We start from the raw sequence: 19793 nt of genomic DNA on the forward strand, positions 1-19793 counted from the left end.
TCACCATTGCCCGTAGGGGGTGCCGTCCAGGCCCTTGCCCGGCGCCTTGGAGTACACATCGAACACGTCCTCGCCTTCACGCGGGTTATCGGCGCTGCTGTCGTACGCGCGCAGGCCCCAGCCGCCTTGGTCGTCGCGCCGCGCCTCGCGCAGCGGATCGCGAGGGATGCGCCGCAGGAAATAGAACTTCGCGCCCTTGGCGCTGCGCACGTCGCGCACGCCTTCGACCAGCACCTCGAGGCTCGGTGGGTAGCCACTGGCGTTCAGGCGCTTCTCGATGTAGCCGGCGTCGAAAGCGCGCTTGTAGGCGTCGATGGCATCGCGGATCTGGTACAACGCCTCGCGCAACTGCTGCTCCTTGTTGCGCCGCACCAGGGTTTCGGCCATGGGCGCGGCCATGCTGGCGAGCAACCCGAGCAGCGCCAGGGTGAGCACCACCTCGATCAGGCTGAACCCCTGCTGGCGGCGTTTCATGGCCGCGGGCTCCGAGGCACCACCGCCATCTGCCCCTCGATCACCGGCGCAGCCTCGCTGGGGGTATCACTGGGCACGACATCGGCTGGCAGTGGCTGCGCCAGTTGGCGGACCTGCAGGGCCGACTCGGTGCCGGTGGCGAACTCCATGTCCGACGGGCTCTGGTAAGGCAGGTTACGCACGATGCGCGGGGTGATCGCCAGCACCAGTTCGGACTTGCTCATGTCATCCTTGTTGCTGCCGAACAGCCGGCCCAGCCCCGGAATGTCGCCAAGGCCCGGGATCTTGTTGCCGCTGGCGTTATGGTCGTTGCGCACCAGGCCTGCCAGTACCTGGGTCTCGCCATCGTGCAGGCGCAGGCTGGTCTGGGCGTTGCGGGTATCGACCTGGACCGGGATGGTGCCCTGACGGGTCGGCTCCAGCGGCGTGGCATTGCTCACTTCCAGCGCCACCTTGATCGCCACTTCGTTGTTCAGGTGCACGGTCGGCTGGACTTCGAGCTTCAGGCCGACATCGAGGTAGGTCACGCTCTCGGTAATGACCGGCCCCTGGGTAGACGGCACCGAGGTGGCGCTGATGATCGGCACCCGCTGACCGATGTGGATGCGCGCCTGCTCGCGGTTGCTGACGCGGATCACCGGGCTTGCCAGGGTGTTGATGTCCTTGTCCTGGGCGTTGATCTTGGCCTGTGGCGACGGTGATATGGTGATGCGGCTGGAGTTGATCCCACGCAGCTGGTCGAGCACACCCACCGCGCTGCCGTCGCTGTTGATCACCCCGAAGGTGTTGGGCCATTGCAGGCCGAGGTCGAGGATGCGCGAACGCGCCACCTCCATCACCTCCACTTCCAGCACCACCTCGGGGTTGGACTGGTCCTGGGACTGCAACAGCTTCTCGGCCATGCGCACGGCATCGGGGGTGTCGCGCAGGGTCAGGGTGTTGAGGCGCTCGTCGACGAATACATCCCGGGTCTTGAGCAAAGTCTTGACCATGTTCAGCGCGGTGTTGGCATCGATGCTGGTCAGGTAGAAAGTGCGCATGACCAATTCCTGATAGTCCTTGGTCTTCTGCGGCGAGTCGGGGTAGACCAGCAGGGTGTTGTCGTTGACGATCTTCTGGCGCAACTGGTTCTGCTCCAGCAGCAGGGCCACGGCGTCCTCGATACGCACCTCGCGCACGAAGATCGTCGCCTTCATGTCCGGGCGCAGATCCTTGTCGAAGATGAAGTTGATCCCGGCGACCTGGGCCAGCACCTCGAAGATGGTCTTGAGGTTGGCATCGCGAAATTCCAGGGTGACCGGGCGCTCGAGCTTGCTGCGCAGTTGCGGGAAGGGTTGGGCAGTACGGGCCTGGACGTTCTCGATGTCGCTGCGCAGGATCTGGCCCTTCTGGTTCTGCGGGTCCAGGCGCAGCACTTCGCGCATGTAGCGCTCGGCGCCGAACAGGTCGCCCTGGCGCAAGGCCGCCTGGCCGAGGGCAACGCGGTCGTCGAGGGTGCGGATCAGCTCCAGTTGGCGCAGCCCTTCCTGGGCGCGGCGATTGTTCGGCTCCAGGGTCAGGACCCGGCCGTAGCCCATGCGTGCACCGGCGAAGTCGTGGCGCACGCGGTCACTGTCGGCCTGGGCCAGCAAGGCCTCGACCGCCTGCTGGCGACCGTGGGCCAGGGCGATGTTGAGTTCGGTGTCACGCGGATCTTCACGCAGGGCCTGTTCGAGCAACGCGATCCCGGCTTCGTACTGGCCTTCCTTGATCAACTCGGCGCTGTCCTTGCGCGTGCCACTGGAGCCACAACCCGCCAGGGCCACGCACAGGGCCAGGAGCATGAACGGGGCAGGCTTGCACAGCTTCGACGGTTTCATGGTGCGCTCCCCACAGACAAGGTCTGCGACTGGTGCAACGGCAGGTAGACCAGGCTCAGCTCGCTGGCCGAGACCCGGTCGAGGCGGTAGGTGTCCTCGATCACATCGCCCTGGCGCACGACGTAGAGCTTCTCGCCGTTCTGCAGGAAGATCTGCAGGTCGTCACGGTCGTCCAGGCGGCCGACGAACTGGAAAGGCAGGGCCGGGGCACTGGCGGCTACCGGGGCTAGCGGTGCCGGGGCGATGGGTTGCTCGGTGACGCTGGCCAGGGTCGGGGCGGCGGCCCAGCGCTGGGCGGGGAACAGGTCGCCGGAGGCGGGGGCAGTGCCGACGCCATCGCGGGACAAGCCCGCTCCCACAGCGGGCGTGTCATGCGCAGTTGCCTGTGTGGGAGCGGGCTTGTCCCGCGATAGCGCCACCCCCTCCTCCCCGCCGAACCAGTGCCCCGGCGCCCACGCCAACAGCGCGCTCACACCGAGGAAACCCGCCCACATCACTACGCGCTGAGTGTTCATCACGACCTCGACAGGTAAAGGGTCATGCGCACGCGACCGTTGAGTTCCCGGTCACCAATGCGTTTGCGTTGCAGCTCCAGGTCTTCGAGCACCAGGGTCGGCAACTGGCCGAGCAGCGCCTGGAGAAAACCGCGGATCTGCGGGTAGCTGCCGCGCACCGGCAGGACAATCTGGTAGCGCACCAGCTGGGTCTTCGGATCGATACCCAGCGCGTACTCGCCGCGGGCCAGGCTGATGCGTTCGGCGCTGGCAAGGTGGTACAGGCGCTCGATCAGCGCGCTGGCCTGGGGCTGACCGGGCAGTTGCTGGCGCAGGCTGTCGAGGGTCTGCTGCTCGGGCTTGGCGGCAACCTTCAACTCACCTCGGGCCAGGCGCTGCACCTGCACGCTGGCATCGGCCTCGCTGGCGCGCAGTTCGCGCACGGCCTGCCACTGAGGCAACACCACGGCGACCGCCATGATCAGCGCGAGCACTCCGGTCAGCAGTGCGGCCAGCCCTGCCCGACCCATCGCGCGCAGGCGTTCATGAAGAATCAGGCTAGGGACGCGCATGACCGGTCTCCCAGGTGGCGGTGAGGTTGAAGCGCACCGGGTGTTCAGCCTGGCCGGCCAGCACTTCGTGGTTGAGCAGCGACACATCGCGCAGCTCGGCGCTACGCTCCAGGCGCTGGTGGTACTGCAGCATCGCCTCCAGGTTGCGAGCCTCGGCGCTGATGCGTACCTGGCCCTTGCGTGCATCCGGCGTCAGGGCCAGCAGCGCGACGTCTTCCTGGGGCATGGCCTCGAGCATGGCGAACAGTTGCTCCCAAGGCCGTTGCAACTGCTGCGAGACACTGCGCATCTGGGCCAGTTGCTCAGCCTGTTCGCGACTGGCGGCACTGGTCTGCGGCGCGGCGGTGGCCGGGCGCCGGCCGAGCTTGATTTCCAGCTCATGGACGCGACCGTCCAGCACCAGTTGTTCGTGCTGCAACTGCTGGTGCAGTACCAACAGCAGCGCCACCACGGCACTGCCCAGGGCCAGCAGCGACCAGGCCAGTGCGCCGCTGCGCCGGGGTTGGAATTCCAGGTCGAGGCGGCGCATGTCAGGCCACCGCCCGCCACATGGCGTGCAACGGGTCAGCGTCGCCTGCCGCTACGCACAATTGCACCGCGCCCAGTTCGGCGATGTCTGCGCGCCCTGGGGCATGCAGGTAGACCTGTGGCAGTGGCTCGCCGTACAGCTCGCAGGTGCGTTCGATCAAGGCCTTGAGCGCCTGGTCGCTGTCGGCGCAGCCCTGCGCCAGCACCTGCTGCCAGGCACCACCGGCAGCCAGCAACAGCACGCTGCGCCGGGGTTCGGCGAGGACGAAGAGAAAATCGCCCTGGCCCAGCTGCGCCGAGCAACGGTTATAGGCCGCCATCAAGTACGGCTGCACCGAACGCAGCTTCAGGTGGCTTTGCACACCCAGCGCCTGCAGCCCCTGCAGCAGGGCCTCGGGCAGCGCGGTGGCGATGCGCGCAGCACCGGCAGGCTCCGGTGAGAGCACGATGCGCCAGTCGTCCAGCGGCTGGCCGTAGAGGCTCTCGAAGCAGGCCCGGGCATAGGCCTGCAGCTCCCCCGGGTGGCCGATGGCATCGCTCCAGGGCACCAGGCAGAAACGGCTGTAGCGCCCCGACAGCACCACCCGCAGTGCCGCCCCCCGAGGTGCGTGCTCGGTTAGCAGTGCCGCCAAGGTGTCCAGCGCCGGCACCCAGGCCGGCTGGGTGGGGTCACAGGTGAAGTCGCGGCTGCCCAGCCATTGGTGTTGCCGCCCGTGCCACCGGCCCAGGCCGACACCCTCGGCACCGAGCACGGCGCAGTATCTGTCAGGATCACGCAATGAATGTGACACGGTTGATCTCCTCGAGTGTGGTACGGCCCTCGCGGACCAGGTCCAGCGCCGACGCGCGCAGCAGGCGCAAGCCGCGCTGGCAGGCCAGCTGCCTGATCTGCGAAAGCGGACGGCGTTCGACGATCATCTGCCGCAGGTCATCGTCCAGGTGCAGCAGCTCGGCAATCGCACTGCGCCCGCGATAGCCGCTGCCACGGCACTGGCCGCACCCCTGGGCACGGACGAAGCGCCAGCCGTCGATACGGTCGCGGGTCAGCCCGGAGGCAGCCAGCAATTCGTCGTCCGGGGTGTGCTCACGGGCACACTGCGGGCAGGCCAGGCGAATCAGGCGCTGGGCCAGCACGGCGTTGAGCGCCGAGACGAAGCTGTAGGGATCGACCTGCATCTGGCTGAAGCGGCCGATCACGTCGAACACGTTGTTGGCGTGGATGGTGGTGAACACCAGATGCCCGGTAAGGGCCGACTGCACGGCGATCTGCGCGGTGTCCGGGTCACGGATCTCGCCGACCAGGATCTTGTCCGGGTCGTGGCGCAGGATCGAGCGCAGGCCACGGGAAAATGTCAGGCCCTTCTTCTCGTTCACCGGTATCTGCAACACGCCAGGGAGCTGGTACTCCACCGGGTCTTCGATGGTGATGATCTTGTCCACGCCGTGGTTGATCTCGCTGATCATGGCGTAGAGGGTGGTGGTCTTGCCGCTGCCGGTAGGGCCGGTGACCAGGATCATGCCGTACGGCTCACTGGCCAGGCGGCGCAGGGCGCGCAGGGTGTCGTCGGCGAACCCCAGCGCCTGCAGGCGCACACCGCTGACCTGGTCGGAAAGGTCCTGCTTGTCGAGCACCCGCAGCACCGCGTCTTCGCCGAAGATGCTCGGCATGATCGACACGCGAAAGTCGATCTGGCGTTCGCCGATGGCGACCTTGAAGCGGCCATCCTGGGGCACGCGTTTTTCGCCGATGTCGAGTTCGGCCATGACCTTGATGCGCGAGATCACCTGGTCGGCGAAAGCGCTGCCGCTGGCCTTGCCGGCGCCGTTGAGCACGCCGTCGATTCGGTACTTGATGGTCAGGCCCTGGCCGGTCATGCCCAGGTGGATGTCGCTGGCATGCAGCTTGAGCGCATCGTAGAGCGTGGAGTTGACCAGCTTGACCACCCGGCTCTGGTCCTCGCTGATGCTGGTCAGCGACAGGCGCTGCAAGGCATCGCCTTCGACGCCGGTTTCGCCGTCATGGCCCAGGGCATCGACGGCGTGGAAGCTTTCTTCGTGGCGGGCAAGGAAGGTGGCAATGTCGGCGGCGTGCGCCAGGTACAGCGGCGCACCTTGCAGGCAATCGTCGATCCAGGCCAGGCGGGCGGGATCGAAGGGGTCGGCGAACACGCCGATCAGTTGACCGCCCTGCTCCACCATGACGAACTCGCGCTTGAGGCACTGGGCCAGGCTCACGCATTCGAAACGCGGCTGGCTGGCGAACAGGGCCTGGGTGTCGAGGCTCGGGTAATGGAGGGTTGTGGCCAGACGCTGGGTGAAGGCGGCCGGAGTATCGCAGGACAGACGCTCCAGGCAAGTGAGCAGGCGCTCGTCACCAGACGTGTTGCGGGCGCGGGCCAGCAGTTCGCGGGGGTATTGCAGGGCCCCCGCCAAAGGGCCGCTACTGACTGCATCAAAGGCTTCGGACATGGCCTGCGACTCCGCTCAGGGGCGCGTCGCAGGCTGAGGGAATGGCCGCGGGCGCCGCTATTCCCCAGTGAGCAGTTGGTCGTCGTCAGGTCCGGGCGGCTTGGCGCCGTTGCGTCGGCGTTCGGCCAGGACCCAGCTGCCATCGTACAACTGCAGGGGGAACGTCTGGTTCCTGCTCTGGCGTCGCTCGACGAACCCTTCGGCCGGATTGTCCGTCGCCCTGCGCTGGCGCTCGATGCCCATCAGGTCGAATACCGCACGGGCCAGTTCCGCCAGTGGGAACGGCTTGAACAGGACATGCGTGACACCCAGCTCGGCGGCGCGCTCACGGACCTCGGCGGTCGGGTGCGCAGTGATCAGCACGAAGTGGCACTGCCTGTTCCTGCGTACGGTCTCCAGAACCTGAAACCCCTCCATGTCGGGCAAGCGATAATCCAGCACGATCACATCCGGTGCCTGGCGCTGAGCCAGCTCGATCCCTTCGGCACCGTCGTGGGCAACATGGACGTCCAGGCCTTGCGCCTGCAGATACGCTTGCAGGTTCTGCGCAAGGGTCTGTTCGTCGTCGACTACCAAAACTCTGTTCACCAAGGTCCACTCCCATGAACTGCCCGGTTTCCCGGTCTGCGAAGTGCGGCCTTGTAGAGGCTTGAGCAGGCTTCGTGCCAGGCGTGAAAAGTCATGTCGCACCACGTGTAAGTCATTGATCTTGCTGTCTCGACCCTATGACGCATGCCGGAGATTACCCACTTCCGGGGAGTCTGATAGCACTTTGCCTTGGAGCCATTCCCCACTGTTGGGGAACTGCCACTGTCGGGGCTCAGTCGGCGCGCTCCACGATAGCGGATTGGCGCAAACGTTGGCGCACCGATTGCCGCGCCTGGGCCTGCAACTGCGCGACAAGTGCATCCCTGGCCATGGCCAGGCCCTGTTCAGCTATGACTGAAGCATTAGCACTTTGGTTCTGCTGGCCTTGCAGCTTTTCTCGGTGCGCCTGGTAGAACGCGGCGATCTCGCCCTGGCTGGGCTCATCGACCTGGCTCAGGCGCGCGTAGACCTGCTGGGCGGCCATCTCATGACGAGTGTAGTCAGCGAAGCTCGCCCTATCGAAACCCGCCTCACCCAGGCGCCGCTCGAACACCGCCGGGCTGCCGAAGGCCGCCTCGAGCTGACCGACCTGGGCCGACACCTGGTCGTCGCTGACCGTGATGCCCTGGCGTTGTGCCTCCTGCCACAGCAGCTCCTTGTCGATCAACTCGTCCAGCGCCTGGTCGCGCAGGCGCTTGTACAGCGTCGGATTGCGGATGCTGGTCAACGCCCGCCCCTGGGCCTGAAGGTACTCGCTGAAATAGCCTTCCAGGCGCACGACGCCGATCTCCACACCGTTGACCCGCGCCACCGCGAGATCGGCACGGCTCGCCTGGGCAAGCGCCAGCAGCAGGCACAGCAGCAGGATACGCATGGCGGGTTCCTCTCAAGGCAGGTCTGGCAATGGGCGATAGGGTGCGACGGTGCTGAATTCCGGCCCCGGCAAGGTGACCGCCACCACATGGGCGCCCGCCAGGCCCTGTCGACGTCCGGGCCCGAAGCCCAGCGGCGGGGTCAGGCCGGTGTCGATGTCGTACAGTTGCTCCAGTACCACGCGCAATTGCTCGCGGCTGGCATCGCGCCCCACCTGCTTCAACGCCTCGACCAGCAAGCGCCAGGCACACAGGGCCCCGACCTGCACCGAAGCCTGCCGCGGATCCAGCCCCTGGCGCTGTTGCACACCGAGTAGCGCAGCACGGCCTTGTTCGGTCCAGTCATCGGGCACGAACGGGTAGCTCAACCAGACACGCTGCGACCATTGCGGCGACAACTGGCCGACGGCACTGGCCACCTGGCCGGATGCAGCAAACAGATAGGGGCTGCGCCCTGCCGCCTGCAGCGTGGCGGCGAGTTCGGCAAAGGCCTGCGCCCGCCCGAGAAAGACGATGCCCTCGCCCGCGATTGCCTGCCCCTGGAACGCCTGCACGGGCCCAGGCGCCCAGCCCATCTGCACCAGACGCTGACGCAGGCGCTCGGCCGATGCCGACTGCCCGTCGCCGGCGTACACCACCTGCAGCGCATCAGGCGCCAGGCCCAGTGCGTCGCGCGCATGCCGGGCAACGCTGAGCAACTGCTGCACGGCGTCCGGCAACGGGTCGAACAGCAGCGCATTGCCGCCGCCACGCGGCGTACTGCCGATCATTGGCAGCCCCGCACGCTCCAGGGCGGAGCCATCGAGCAGCGGCGCCAGCGGTGCGACCAGGGCGAAGACCCGCTCCCGCTTGGCCAGGTACTGCAGCGCCTGGGCGCTACTGGCGGGGTCATGACCCGGGTCGGCGCTCACCAGTTGCACGCGCCGGCCATGCACGCCGCCCTGACGATTGAGCTGCTCGATGCCGTCTTCCAGTACCGCGCGCACCACCCGTCCTGCTTCGGCCAGCGGCCCGTCGTTCGGCAGCAGGGTGCCCAGGCGCAGGATGCTCTCCTCTACCCCCGGATCACGGTCCTCACCCAGCCGCTTGAGGTACGCGGTGAGGTTGCGCTGGTCGGCCAGGGTCAGGTCGAAACGCGGCATGGCCGAATCGAGGCGATTGCCGCCCGGATCGATGCCGCGCTGGATCGCCCGCGCCAGGCTGGCGTCATCGTAGGCCGGGTAGCGCCGGGCATTGCTCTGGCGCTCACCCTGCCCCAGGGCCAGGCGCTGCCAGTCCAGGTCAGGCGCACGCACGCCGCCCTCGGCACGGCCACGACCGTCATTGCCGTGGCAGCTGGCGCACGGCAGCACACTGGCCGGCACGCGCATGTCGCTGGCGCCGACCCGCGCGAACAATTGCGCATCGCTGCTGGAAAGCCCTTCGCGGTACAGCCGCCTGCCAGCGGCTTGCTCCGGCGTAAGGTCCAGCGCCTGCACCGGGCCGCAGAGGACCAGCGCCACGCCCAGCCACGCCCGGGCCATTGCCGCACGGATGCCCATGGCTCACCGTCCCGCCAGCGGCTGGGCCAGCAGTTGCAGACGCTGGGCGATGGCCGCAGGGGGAGCGTCAGGTCGGATCTTGCTCCAGCGCTTGCCTGCCACGTCGCCGGCAATCAGCTGGGTGGAGTGCTGCTCGGGGCTGGGCAGGAACTGCCCCAACCGCCCCAGCACCAGGTCGACACGGGCCTTGTCGCCGGTCAGGAACAGCCAGTTCGGCCCGTCCACACCCTGCTTCTCGGCGAAGGCCTTGAGCACCTCGGGGGTATCGTTGAGCGGATCGCTGCTGAGCGAGACGAAGGTCACCTGCGCCGCCAACTGCGGGCCCATCGCTTCGCGGACTTCGCGCAGCTTGCGGGTGATCAGCGGGCAGGCATCGTTGCAGTGGGTGAAGATGACATTGAGCATCACCACCTTGTCCTTGAGCACGTCGCTGTAGAAACGCAGCTCCCGGCCATTCTGGTCCTTGAGCAGGGTGTCGGTGAACCAGGTCTGCGCATCACGGGTGCCTGCGCCGCTGGCCATGGTCGGCGGCGCCGGTTGTGGCTGCGGGGCATGCCCTTCATGGGCCAGGGCCATCGAGGCGAAGATCCACAGGCAGGCGCCGAGGGTCAGCCAGTCGAGGCTGCGCATGCCACCGTGGCGGGAGCTGAAGCTGCTCATGGCTGAACCTCCTGGCCGGCGATGGCGGTGCTCTTGGCATGGACCCGGCGGGCGCCCAGGCGATTGATCTCGGCGATCAGCACGTTGGGGTCGGTGAAGCCGTAGTAACGCGTCCAGTGACCGGTGCGCCCGTCACCGACCAGGATCAGCGGCGGATGCTGGGTCAGGTCGGCACTGAAGCTGCCCAGCCCCTTGAGGGTTTCGCTGATCGCGTAGGGCGAGCCAGTCAGCCAGCTCCAGCCCGGGCCATGCTGGAACGCCTTGGCGTAGCCCAGCAGGCGACTGGAATCGTCACGCTGCGGATCGACGCTGATCGACACCAACCGGATCTCCTCGCCCACCCGGCCGCCCAGTTGTTGCTGGACCTTGCTCATGATCGAGGACACCACCGGGCACACGGTGGTGCAGCTGGTGTAGATGAAGCCCATGACCACCAGGTGCTCGCCGACCAGGTCCTTTTCCAGTCGCACCGGCATGCCGTTCTGATCGAGCAGCGAGACATCGGCAAAGCGCACGCTGGCCTTTTCCTGGCGTGCCACAGGCGCCGGTTCAGGCTTGCCGCCATGGTCGTGGCCGGCATGGGCGAAGGCCAGGTGGCTGGTCAGTGCCAGGCTCAGGGCAAACAGTCCGGCGGCATGATTGCGGTTCATCGAACACTCCTGGATTCCCCTTGGGAAGCGGTGGACGCTGCGGCGGGCAACACGCGCAGGCTGGTGTAGTTTTCTTCGGCAAAGCGGCGCCCGAGGGTGGGCGACTGCACATGCAGGTACCAGGCACCGGCCTCGCCCAGCTGCAGCGAGGCCTGGTAGACACCCTCGCCCATGTCCTGGAACGGGACGCTGCGCGGCAACGACGAGGGCGCGAGGAAGTAGCGCAGGCTCAGGTCGCTCAGCCCGACGCGCGGCATGCCGTCGTGACCGAGGATGCGCACCCGGGCGATGAAGGGGTGGCCCTGCAGGTGCGGCTGTTCGGTACCGATGAATTCGGCATGCACGCCCTTGCGTCGGATCGCCTGCGGCAGCGCGGCCACCTCGGTGCTGAAGCAATGGATGATCTGCGGCTGGTTGAGCAGAAAGGCCACATCGAAGGTGCCGGCCGCTGGCATCTTCACGGTCGAGCCGTACACCCCCGGTGCGAGCTCGCGCAGACTGCGGTCGATGACCATGGCCGCGCGCGCCTGATGGCCACGGTTGTTGTAGCCGGACATCGGCGCATTCATGCCCTCGGCGTAGAAGTAGGTGGTGTTGTCCACCGGATTGACCACGAACACCGAGTTGTCGTCCCGCGACACGCTCACCCCTTGGGCCAGCGGCAGGTCACCTGCCTGGCGCGGCGCAGCGGGTCCGGCCTCGAAGCCCTGGACGATCGGTGTGCGCCCTTCGCCGAGGCTCGACAGGTTGATCATGCTGACCTTGGGCGAGGCCAGGCCACGCACGTAGGCATAACCCTTGGTGAAGGTCAGCTGGTAAGGCTCGGCGGCCACCGGAATACGGTGAATCAGCGTATCGGTGCTCGCATCGATCACCAACGCCTGGTTTTCCAGGGTGTTGAGGACGATACCGTAGCGCCCGTCACCACTGAAGCGCATCGGTCCCAGCCCCTGCTCGGCCTTGACCGTATGGCGCAGTTGATGGCTGCGCGCATCGATCACCCGCACCGTGCCCTCCTGGCCATCGACCACATAGACCGCCTGGGACAACGCCGAGTAGCTCACCGACAGCGGATGCGGGCCGACCTCCAGGGTCTTGAGCAAGCGCATGTCGGCGATATCGATGACACTCAGGGTGCCGCCGTCGCGGTTGCTGACGAAGGCGAAGCGCGAGTCGCTGCTGAAGGCGATCTCATGATGGCCGGAGCCGGTGGCGAAGGATTTCAGCGTGCTGCGGCTGGGCACATCGATCACGGTGACCCCTCCCTTGGCTGGGTCCGCGCTGTTGTTGCCAACCCACAGGCGTCGCTGGTCCGGTTGCAGGGCGACGCGCACCGGCTGTTCGCCGGCCTCCAGCAGGGCCGTGCGGCGGAAGGTCTCGGTATCGATCAGCGCCACCTGGCCGCGCTCGGGCAGCGAGACGAACACCTGCTTGTCGTCGCTGCTGGCCGCCCAGTCCATCGGCCGCCCCGGCAGGTCAATGCGCGCCAGGGTACTGGTGACACCGCCCACCGACACCGTCGGGTCGATCACGGTGAGGCTGGCATCCTTGTTCAGCACCAGCAGAAAGTAACTGTTGAGGTCGAGCAACGGCCGTGCGCCGATGCTGCTCTTGAGAAACAACGCGACCCGCGCCTTGCAACTGCTGTCGCGATCGCCCGTCGGCGCCGACTGCGCCGGATCGAGCCAGGCCCCCGGCGCCATGCCCGACAGCGGTTGGCCGCTGGCCTGGTCGCTGAGCTTGAACCGCACGTTGGCGAAGCTGCCTTCACGCAACTCGCCGCCGTCCATTGCCCGCGCCTCGAACTCCACGGTCACGCCCTCGCGGCTGAGCCGATGCAGGGCCTGCGGGTCGGCAGGCGCCTGCAGCAGTTCGCGGGGATCGCACCAGAGTTTCTCGTAGGCGACACCCAGGCCGATCAGCGCTACCCCCAGCAACAGCCCCAGGTAGGCGGGGCGAGTCTTCCTGTTCATGCGCGGTCCCCTCTTGCGGGATATGAGCACTCCCTGAGGGCAAAGCAAGCGTCATGCCATTGAGAAAACTCAACAAAATCAGAATGTTACGAACAATACAGCAGCGACATCCATGTCCATCCCCCACCCGATTCCCCGATGCTGGGGCCTGGCTGAACGCTCAGGGCGCCGCCGTCACCGCGACACCCTTGGCCTGGTCAGGGGTCACCACCTGGCTGAGGTCGATGTGACGAAAGTCCGGCTTGGCGCCCAGCCGTGCGTTGAAGCGCACGTTGAAGGTGAACGGATCGTCGGTCGGCACATCCAGCGCCTGGCCGTATGTGCGGGTGACGGCTGCGGCGTCATAGCCGAGCAACTTCAGCAGCGTGGGGTAGATGTTGTAGTGGCTGGAGGCGTTGCGGTTCTGTGCCAGGTGCGCCTGCCAGTCCAGGGCCTTGACGCCCTCGCCCTGAATCACCACCAGCGGCACCAGCCCCTCCTCCATCACCGGCTCGCTGTCGCAATGAGTGTTCAGGCCCGGATTGCCGCGCTCATGCAGGTCCTGCCCATGGTCGGAGGTATAGATCAGCACCGCCTGGCTCAGGTCGGCCTCGGCGAACAGGCGGCGGAAGAACTCACCCACGTTCCAGCCCAGCGTATTGCGGTACGCGTTGCGATACAGCACCCAGTCTTCGGGGCGCCCATCGAAGCCTTCACGCGTGCCGGTGTCGGCCACATCGGTGAAATGCCCGCGCGGCAATGCCGGCTGGTAGGTCAGGAAGGCGTCGGGGTATTTGTCGTGCACCGGGAAATGCGCGCCAACCTTGTTGATCACGATCAGTTGCGGCTGGCCATCCTCGAGCAGGCTGACCAGTTGCTCCAGCGCCGCCATGTCGCGCTGCACCACGGGAGTGTCATCGAACTGGACGAAGCGGTCGATGTCGCGCTTTTCGTTGTCGTCCATCAGGTTCTGCAGGTTGCCACCGGTGCGCTGGGCATCGATGTACACCGTGCCCAGCCCCGTACGCTTGGCGTATTGCCAGATCGACGGCTGGGTCGAGTTGATGCGCAGGTAATCGCTGCGGGTGCCGCCATAGCGCAGGGTGACATTGGTGTCGGCGCTGCAGTTGGCCACCGAAGCGGCGTAGCCGTAGTTGAAGATACTCACCCCTGGCTGCGGCTGCAGCAGGTGAGTCGCCACGCCGGCTGGGGTATTGAGGTCCAAGTAGTTGCCCGAAATGCTTTCGTCGATGATCAGCACGATATCGCGCGCCATCGGCTTGCCGGACTGCGCCAGGCTCACCGGCTCGCGTGGGCCGACACGGTCGTGCAGCGCCTCGTAGCCGAACAGGCTCAGGTAAGCCAAGGGTGTGTACATCACTGGCAGGCCACGGGCACCCTCGCCGGCGCGGATGAACAGCACGCCGATCAGCAACGCCAGCGCCAGAAACGGCGCGACAACCGGCACCAGGCGCGGCAAGCGCGGCACAGGGCCCGGCCGCAAGCCTACACCCAACAGCACCAGCAGCGAGCTGAACGCCGCCAAGGTGATTGCATAGTGGTACTGCTCCAGTGCTTCCTGGATGAAGCCACCGGCAAACACCATGGACACGAACGCACTATAGGTGAGGTAGGAATCGGTGATTCGCAGATAAGCATCGAAGAACAGCGCACTCACCGCAAAAGCCGCCGCCAGCGCCCAGCGCAGCCAACCCGGGCGAATCCACGCCGCCAGCAGCAGCCCCACCACCAGCACCCCGGCCACGCCCAGGTAAAGCAACAACGGCAGGCCAAGACCCAGTGCTTCCATCCGCTCCCGGTAATAGCCATGAAAGCTCGCCAGGTAGATGAACAGCAGGGCCAGCTTGATCCATCCGCGCATGATTCGACCACTCCGGTCATGGGTTTCCATTCACACCGTAGCAGTCCTGAAACAAATCACAAGGCGGAAATGTCAATTTTCCGGCGATATCGCAACGCCATATTCTGGCGCAAAAAACGTAACATGGTTGAGACGCTCTATCGTCATAAGCCCGCATTATTCGCGGCCTGCAACCGTTCATCAGTTCGTCGAACGGCCAACTGCCAGTAGCTTTCAACGCTAAACCCCGGATTGACAAAGGGTTGATGGCCAGTGGCCGTTTTGCTTGGCGTCTGTAAATGCGACGAAACATGCCATTGGTTTGACGCATTTCCCGCGAGCTGAGCTATACAGAAATCACACCACTGTTTCATACCTCTTACTCATCCATACGAGGCACGCCGACATGGACGTGAGCGTTTTTGGCACTGGCTACGTAGGACTGGTACAAGCGGCAGCGCTTGCCGACGTTGGCCACCGGGTCCTGTGCGTGGACGTGGATGCCCACAAGATCAACCAACTGCGCCAGGGCGTCCCGCCGATCAGCGAGCCGGGCCTGTCGGGCCTGCTGGAAGACAACATCAAGGAAGATCGGCTGCTGTTCAGTACCCAGGCCAGCGATGCGGTCAGCCATGCCGAACTGATCTTCATCGCCGTCGGCACCCCACCTGACGAGGACGGCTCGGCCGACCTGAGCCATGTGCTCGACGTCACCCGGAAGATTGCCGAGCTGATGGAGACCGACCGTACCCTGATCGTCAAATCCACGGTGCCGGTCGGCACTGCCGACCAGGTCGAGGCCCTTGCCCGCGCCGAACTGCTGCGCCTGGGCAAGGGCAAGTTGCAGGTGCGCGTGGTGTCCAACCCCGAATTCCTCAAGGAAGGCAGCGCCCTGGCCGACTGCATGCGCCCCGACCGGATCATCGTCGGCACCCATGACCAGGTCGCCCACGACCAGCTTGCCGAACTCTACGCGCCCTTCTGCCGCAACCACGAAAAGCTGATGTTCATGGACAACCGCAGCGCCGAGCTGACCAAGTACGCCGCCAACGCCATGCTCGCCACGCGTATCAGCTTCATGAACGAACTGGCCAACCTCAGCGAGCACCTGGGTGCCGACATCGAGGCGGTGCGCCGCGGCATCGGGTCGGACCCACGCATCGGCTACCACTTCATCTACCCCGGCTGCGGTTTTGGCGGTTCATGCTTCCCCAAGGACATCAAGGCCCTGCTGCACACCGCCGAACACAGCGGCATGCCCCTGCGTCTGCTGCAGAGCGTCAACGAAGTCAACGACCGGCAGCGGCGCATCCTGTTCGCCAAGCTCCAGCAGCGCCTGGGCGGGCTGCGCGGCAAGTCCATCGCCCTGTGGGGCCTGGCCTTCAAGCCCAACACCGACGACATGCGCGAAGCACCGAGCCGCTACCTGATGGAAGCGCTGTGGGAAGAAGGCGCCACGGTGCGGGCCTATGATCCCGAGGCGATGGACGAATGCCGGCGCCTGTACGGCTACCGCGACGACCTGCAACTGTGCGCCACCCGCGACGACACCCTGCAGGACGCCGACGCCCTGGTGATCTGCACCGAATGGAAAAACTTCCGCGTGGTGGATTTCTCGCTGCTGGCCAGCAAGCTGCGTACACGGGTGATCATCGACGGTCGCAACCTGTACAACCCCGAGCAGGTCGCCGCCCACGGCCTGCACTACAGCGGCATCGGCCTGCGCCAGGTCGCACCCGACCAGAATGCCCCGCAGGTCGGCGCGCCATGAAAGTGCTGGTCACCGGCGCCGCCGGTTTCATCGGTGCCCACACCTGCCTGCGCCTGCTGGGCGACGGCCATGAGGTGCTGGGCCTGGACAACTTCAACGACTATTACGATCCGTCGCTCAAGCATGCCCGCATGCACTGGGTGCGCCAGAGCGTCGGTGACTTTGCGCTGCACCGCCTGGACCTTGCCGACCGCGACGCCATGGCCCGGCTGTTCGCCAAGGAGCGCCCCGAGGTGGTGGTGCACCTGGCAGCGCAAGCGGGTGTGCGCTACTCGCTGCAGAATCCCCAGGCCTACCTGGACAGCAACCTGGCGGGTTTCCTGAACATTCTCGAAGGCTGCCGGCGACACCCGGTGCAGCACCTGCTGTATGCCTCGTCCAGCTCGGTGTATGGCGCCAACCAGCGCACGCCGTACCGGGTGCAGGATGCAGTCGATCATCCGCTGTCGTTGTATGCCGCCACCAAGAAGGCCAATGAGGCCATGGCGCACAGCTACAGCCATCTGTTCGGCATCCCCTGCAGTGGCCTGCGCTTCTTTACCGTCTATGGCCCCTGGGGCCGCCCGGACATGTCGCCGATGCAGTTCGCCCGCGCCATCAGCGAAGGCCGGCCGATCCAGTTGTTCAACCATGGTCGGCACCAGCGCGACTTCACCTACATCGACGACATCGTTGAAAGCCTGGTGCGGCTGCTGCCCTACCCGCCTCGCGCCGATGCGCAGTGGGACGCCTTCAGCCCCGATGCGGCCAGCAGCGCAGCGCCTTGGCGCCTGTTCAACATCGGCGGCCAACGCCCGGTGGAACTGCTCGACTACCTGGCCCTGCTGGAAAAACACCTCGGGCGCGATGCGGTGATCGAGTTGCTGCCACTGCAGCCGGGCGATGTGCTGGCCACCTGTGCCGATGCCAGCGCCCTGGCCCGGGTCACCGGCTTTACCCCAACGATTTCCCTGGATGAAGGGCTCGGGCGATTCGTCGCCTGGTTCAAGCACTACTACTCGCCCGCCACAGACGGCGAACCTGCAGGCGAGCAGTCGAAACAACGGAGGGTGATATGACAGGACAACCGAAAAGCGCCCAGCTACAGGCGCTGTACCAGGACAAACGCATGGACCCGGCGCACCGCCAGCGCATCGATGCCGCCATCCACATGCAAGGCCGCGGCTGGATGACCGGCCGGGTCGGTGGGCGCCCCTGGACCTTGTCGCGCACCAACCGCGCGCTGTCATGTCTGGCGGCGCTGACCCTGCTGTTGCTGCTGTCCCCGGTGTTCCTGGTGCTGGCAGTGATGATCAAGCAGTCCAGCCCGGGCCCGGTGTTCTTCGTGCAGAAACGCACCGGCTACCGCGGCCGCCTGTTCGGCATGTTCAAGTTCCGCACCATGGTCGCCAACGCCGAGGCGCTGAAGGACTCGGTACGCCACCTGAACAAGCACGGCGCCGACTCCATCGATTTCAAGATCGACAAAGACCCGCGCATCACCTCGGTGGGCAGTTGGCTGCGGCGCAGCAGCCTGGACGAGCTGCCCAACCTGATCAACGTCGTCACCGGCGACATGCGCCTGGTCGGCCCGCGCCCCACCTCGTTCAACGCCTACCGCTACAAGGACAACCACCTGGCACGGTTGTCGATCTACCCCGGCATGACCGGCCTCTGGCAGATCTCCGGACGCAGCAACATCGATTTTGACCAACGCGTAGAGCTTGACCTCAGCTACATCAACGAACAGAGCCTGCTGCTGGATCTGAAAATCCTGCTCAAGACCCCGTTCAAGGTTTTCACTGGCCACGGAGCAAGTTGAGATGGACGGTTCCACTTCTAGAAGCCTGAGTATCGCCAACCCGAGCGAGACCAACCTGACCGCCACTGTCCTCGACCTCGACCAGCGCACCCTGCTGCTGACCGCGGCCAACACCGGAACCGGCACCAGCACCAGCACCCTGGCCTTCGCTGGCCAGCTGGCGCTGATGAGCGCAGGTGCGGTGCTGCTGATCGACGGCAGTTCCAGCAGCAACGGCCTGAGCCAGCAACTGGGGCTGAACAAGCTGCGCGGCTACACCGACCTGTTGTTCGACGAGGACACCCCACCGCTGGCGCAGGACTGCGTGGTGCACCTGTCCGACCAGCCATTCGACGTGCTGCCGGTGGGCACCTGGAAGCGCGGCCGCGACCGCCTCGACCCCGAGCGCCTGCGCATCCTGCTGCGCCAGTTCGCCGCCCACTACCGCTTCGTGGTGATCGACGGCGAGGCCATCTACGCCAGCGCCGACAGCCTGGTGATCGGCACCCTGGTCGATGGCGTGATCCTGGTGGTGCGCGCCGAGGAAACCCGCAAAGAGGTGGCCCAGGCCGCAGTCCAGCGCCTCGAGCAAGCCGGCGCGCGGCTGATCGGCAGCGTGTTCAACAAGCGCAAGTACTACATGCCCAAGTGGCTGTACGACAACCTGTGAGAGGACGCACGCCATGATCGCCATGAGATACCCCTCGATTGCCCTGTGCGTGCTCGCCCTGGCCGGATGCGCCAGCCAGGAAAGCCGCGAAATGCCGGTACAGATCCTCACCGCGCCGCCGGCCGAGAGCCAGGCCACCGAAGTCGCCCGCCGCGAGCAGGTGCTGCGGCCACAGGACGTGCTGGAAGTGATCTTCCATGTCAGCAACCGCTCTGCCGGGGTGTACCGCATCCAGTCCGGTGACACCCTGGACCTCAACTTCATGGCCGCCAGCGGCCTGAACGGCCAGCAACTGGTGCAGCCCGATGGCAGCATCACCCTGCCATCCACCAACGCGTCGGTGCGCGTCGAGGGCCTGACCCCGAGCGAAGCGGAGAGCGCCATTCGCCAGGCCTACAACGACAAGCGCGTGTTCAAGCCCAACCGCGACCAGGTGACGGTGCGCGTGCTGAGCCCCATGACCGACGAGGTCAACCTGAAGAACGCCCTGAGCCACCCCGGCACCGGCATGAGCCGCGACATCACCGTGGGCAACGACGGCCGCGCGACCTTCCCGGAAATCGGCTCGGTGCCATTGCAGGGCATGACCGTCAACCAGTTGCGTGACTACCTCAACGAGCGCTACGCCAGCCTGCCCGGACGCATGAGCGTGGATGTGCTGCTCAAGTCCACTGCCGCCAACGAGATCTACGTGCTCGGCGAAGTCGGCCAGCCAGGCGCATTCCAGATCCGGCGTCCGGTGTCGGTGCTCGAGGCCCTGACCCTGGCCCGCGGCCCGACCCTGAAGGCCAAGCTCGGCTCGGTGGTGATCATGCGCCGCGAAGGCAACACCGTGCATGCGGTCAACTACGACGTCGACCAGGCCCTCTCCGGCGGTAGCCAGAAGCTCGCCTACCTGCAGCCCGAAGACATGCTGTACGTGCCCAAGACCAAGCTGGCCAGCGCTGCCGAGCTGTCCCGGCAACTGGCTGACGTGGTGCTGTTCCAGGGCTTTGGCTTCAGCTTCAGCTACCGCGTCGACAACAAAGAAAGCAACGACTGACCGGGGGACG

General features: G+C 66.0%; 19 protein-coding genes. 5 read left to right on the plus strand and 14 right to left on the minus strand.

Annotated features, from left to right (window positions below; all coding sequences use genetic code 11):
- The 14 genes from AC2CGW_RS09730 to AC2CGW_RS09795 all read right to left on the minus strand — a co-directional run bounded on the left by AC2CGW_RS09730 (nucleotide 1) and on the right by AC2CGW_RS09795 (nucleotide 14541).
- Nucleotides 1–474, minus strand: coding sequence for a type II secretion system protein (locus AC2CGW_RS09730; protein WP_186665292.1), 474 nt, complete (start codon nucleotides 472–474; stop codon nucleotides 1–3).
- Nucleotides 471–2333, minus strand: a complete 1863-nt coding sequence (locus tag AC2CGW_RS09735; RefSeq protein WP_288376847.1) for a secretin N-terminal domain-containing protein — start codon at nucleotides 2331–2333, stop codon at nucleotides 471–473. The genes AC2CGW_RS09730 and AC2CGW_RS09735 overlap by 4 nt, the downstream gene beginning before the upstream one ends.
- Nucleotides 2330–2848, minus strand: a complete 519-nt coding sequence (locus AC2CGW_RS09740; protein ID WP_288376849.1) for a hypothetical protein — start codon at nucleotides 2846–2848, stop codon at nucleotides 2330–2332. Before AC2CGW_RS09740 ends, AC2CGW_RS09735 begins: the two co-directional genes overlap by 4 nt.
- The gene (gene pilO, locus AC2CGW_RS09745; RefSeq protein ID WP_484573947.1) at nucleotides 2848–3399 is read right to left on the minus strand and encodes a type 4a pilus biogenesis protein PilO; all 552 of its coding nucleotides are present in this window, start codon (nucleotides 3397–3399) and stop codon (nucleotides 2848–2850) included. The genes AC2CGW_RS09740 and pilO overlap by 1 nt, the downstream gene beginning before the upstream one ends.
- Nucleotides 3386–3928, minus strand: coding sequence for a pilus assembly protein (locus tag AC2CGW_RS09750; protein ID WP_484573948.1), 543 nt, complete (start codon nucleotides 3926–3928; stop codon nucleotides 3386–3388). The genes pilO and AC2CGW_RS09750 overlap by 14 nt, the downstream gene beginning before the upstream one ends.
- Before the next feature lies 1 nt (nucleotide 3929).
- On the minus strand, nucleotides 3930–4718 hold the full coding sequence (locus tag AC2CGW_RS09755; RefSeq protein ID WP_484573949.1) for a hypothetical protein: 789 nt from the start codon (nucleotides 4716–4718) through the stop codon (nucleotides 3930–3932).
- A complete protein-coding gene (locus tag AC2CGW_RS09760) occupies nucleotides 4699–6396 on the minus strand; it encodes a GspE/PulE family protein (protein WP_186709632.1) in 1698 nt (565 codons plus the stop codon). Before AC2CGW_RS09760 ends, AC2CGW_RS09755 begins: the two co-directional genes overlap by 20 nt.
- 57 nt (nucleotides 6397–6453) lie before the next feature.
- Nucleotides 6454–6987, minus strand: a complete 534-nt coding sequence (locus AC2CGW_RS09765; protein WP_186665306.1) for a response regulator — start codon at nucleotides 6985–6987, stop codon at nucleotides 6454–6456.
- A gap of 229 nt (nucleotides 6988–7216) precedes the next feature.
- Entirely contained in the window at nucleotides 7217–7858 is a 642-nt protein-coding gene (locus AC2CGW_RS09770; RefSeq protein ID WP_484573950.1) for a SurA N-terminal domain-containing protein, read from the minus strand.
- A gap of 12 nt (nucleotides 7859–7870) precedes the next feature.
- A complete protein-coding gene (locus tag AC2CGW_RS09775) occupies nucleotides 7871–9379 on the minus strand; it encodes a cytochrome c/ABC transporter substrate-binding protein (RefSeq protein ID WP_484574019.1) in 1509 nt (502 codons plus the stop codon).
- Between the two features lie 21 nt (nucleotides 9380–9400).
- Nucleotides 9401–10057: an SCO family protein gene (locus tag AC2CGW_RS09780; RefSeq protein WP_484573951.1), complete on the minus strand. Its 657-nt coding sequence runs from the start codon at nucleotides 10055–10057 to the stop codon at nucleotides 9401–9403.
- On the minus strand, nucleotides 10054–10707 hold the full coding sequence (locus tag AC2CGW_RS09785; protein ID WP_484573952.1) for an SCO family protein: 654 nt from the start codon (nucleotides 10705–10707) through the stop codon (nucleotides 10054–10056). The genes AC2CGW_RS09780 and AC2CGW_RS09785 overlap by 4 nt, the downstream gene beginning before the upstream one ends.
- Nucleotides 10704–12680, minus strand: a complete 1977-nt coding sequence (locus tag AC2CGW_RS09790) for a YncE family protein (protein WP_484573953.1) — start codon at nucleotides 12678–12680, stop codon at nucleotides 10704–10706. Before AC2CGW_RS09790 ends, AC2CGW_RS09785 begins: the two co-directional genes overlap by 4 nt.
- 160 nt (nucleotides 12681–12840) lie before the next feature.
- A complete protein-coding gene (locus tag AC2CGW_RS09795; protein ID WP_484573954.1) occupies nucleotides 12841–14541 on the minus strand; it encodes a sulfatase-like hydrolase/transferase in 1701 nt (566 codons plus the stop codon).
- A 385-nt stretch (nucleotides 14542–14926) separates the two neighbouring features.
- Between AC2CGW_RS09795 and AC2CGW_RS09800 the strand changes: the two genes are divergently transcribed.
- The 5 genes from AC2CGW_RS09800 to AC2CGW_RS09820 are packed head-to-tail and all read left to right on the plus strand — an operon-like array spanning nucleotide 14927 to nucleotide 19783.
- Entirely contained in the window at nucleotides 14927–16291 is a 1365-nt protein-coding gene (locus tag AC2CGW_RS09800; RefSeq protein ID WP_484573955.1) for a UDP-glucose dehydrogenase family protein, read from the plus strand.
- Nucleotides 16288–17349 (plus strand): NAD-dependent epimerase, encoded by a 1062-nt coding sequence (locus AC2CGW_RS09805; RefSeq protein WP_484573956.1) that lies wholly within the window; start codon nucleotides 16288–16290, stop codon nucleotides 17347–17349. The genes AC2CGW_RS09800 and AC2CGW_RS09805 overlap by 4 nt, the downstream gene beginning before the upstream one ends.
- Nucleotides 17346–18092: a sugar transferase gene (locus tag AC2CGW_RS09810; protein WP_186709615.1), complete on the plus strand. Its 747-nt coding sequence runs from the start codon at nucleotides 17346–17348 to the stop codon at nucleotides 18090–18092. The genes AC2CGW_RS09805 and AC2CGW_RS09810 overlap by 4 nt, the downstream gene beginning before the upstream one ends.
- A 1-nt stretch (nucleotide 18093) precedes the next feature.
- Entirely contained in the window at nucleotides 18094–18741 is a 648-nt protein-coding gene (locus AC2CGW_RS09815; protein WP_288376867.1) for a CpsD/CapB family tyrosine-protein kinase, read from the plus strand.
- Between the two features lie 22 nt (nucleotides 18742–18763).
- Nucleotides 18764–19783, plus strand: a complete 1020-nt coding sequence (locus AC2CGW_RS09820; RefSeq protein WP_186665436.1) for a polysaccharide biosynthesis/export family protein — start codon at nucleotides 18764–18766, stop codon at nucleotides 19781–19783.
- The last annotated feature ends 10 nt before the right edge of the window (nucleotides 19784–19793 follow it).

The organism is Pseudomonas sp. SYWMCR5 (assembly GCF_057197165.1).

What these genes read in the sequence shown, in the direction of transcription:
- AC2CGW_RS09810 (WP_186709615.1), top strand. Translation starts at nt 17,346, where the DNA reads ATGACAGGACAACCGAAAAGCGCCCAGCTACAGGCGCTGTACCAGGAC.
- AC2CGW_RS09775 (WP_484574019.1), bottom strand. Translation starts at nt 9,379, where the DNA reads ATGGCCCGGGCGTGGCTGGGCGTGGCGCTGGTCCTCTGCGGCCCGGTG.
- AC2CGW_RS09785 (WP_484573952.1), bottom strand. Translation starts at nt 10,707, where the DNA reads ATGAACCGCAATCATGCCGCCGGACTGTTTGCCCTGAGCCTGGCACTG.
- AC2CGW_RS09750 (WP_484573948.1), bottom strand. Translation starts at nt 3,928, where the DNA reads ATGCGCCGCCTCGACCTGGAATTCCAACCCCGGCGCAGCGGCGCACTG.
- AC2CGW_RS09770 (WP_484573950.1), bottom strand. Translation starts at nt 7,858, where the DNA reads ATGCGTATCCTGCTGCTGTGCCTGCTGCTGGCGCTTGCCCAGGCGAGC.
- AC2CGW_RS09805 (WP_484573956.1), top strand. Translation starts at nt 16,288, where the DNA reads ATGAAAGTGCTGGTCACCGGCGCCGCCGGTTTCATCGGTGCCCACACC.
- AC2CGW_RS09730 (WP_186665292.1), bottom strand. Translation starts at nt 474, where the DNA reads ATGAAACGCCGCCAGCAGGGGTTCAGCCTGATCGAGGTGGTGCTCACC.
- pilO (WP_484573947.1), bottom strand. Translation starts at nt 3,399, where the DNA reads ATGCGCGTCCCTAGCCTGATTCTTCATGAACGCCTGCGCGCGATGGGT.
- AC2CGW_RS09800 (WP_484573955.1), top strand. Translation starts at nt 14,927, where the DNA reads ATGGACGTGAGCGTTTTTGGCACTGGCTACGTAGGACTGGTACAAGCG.
- AC2CGW_RS09780 (WP_484573951.1), bottom strand. Translation starts at nt 10,057, where the DNA reads ATGAGCAGCTTCAGCTCCCGCCACGGTGGCATGCGCAGCCTCGACTGG.
- AC2CGW_RS09815 (WP_288376867.1), top strand. Translation starts at nt 18,094, where the DNA reads ATGGACGGTTCCACTTCTAGAAGCCTGAGTATCGCCAACCCGAGCGAG.
- AC2CGW_RS09820 (WP_186665436.1), top strand. Translation starts at nt 18,764, where the DNA reads ATGAGATACCCCTCGATTGCCCTGTGCGTGCTCGCCCTGGCCGGATGC.
- AC2CGW_RS09790 (WP_484573953.1), bottom strand. Translation starts at nt 12,680, where the DNA reads ATGAACAGGAAGACTCGCCCCGCCTACCTGGGGCTGTTGCTGGGGGTA.
- AC2CGW_RS09740 (WP_288376849.1), bottom strand. Translation starts at nt 2,848, where the DNA reads ATGAACACTCAGCGCGTAGTGATGTGGGCGGGTTTCCTCGGTGTGAGC.
- AC2CGW_RS09760 (WP_186709632.1), bottom strand. Translation starts at nt 6,396, where the DNA reads ATGTCCGAAGCCTTTGATGCAGTCAGTAGCGGCCCTTTGGCGGGGGCC.
- AC2CGW_RS09795 (WP_484573954.1), bottom strand. Translation starts at nt 14,541, where the DNA reads ATGCGCGGATGGATCAAGCTGGCCCTGCTGTTCATCTACCTGGCGAGC.
- AC2CGW_RS09735 (WP_288376847.1), bottom strand. Translation starts at nt 2,333, where the DNA reads ATGAAACCGTCGAAGCTGTGCAAGCCTGCCCCGTTCATGCTCCTGGCC.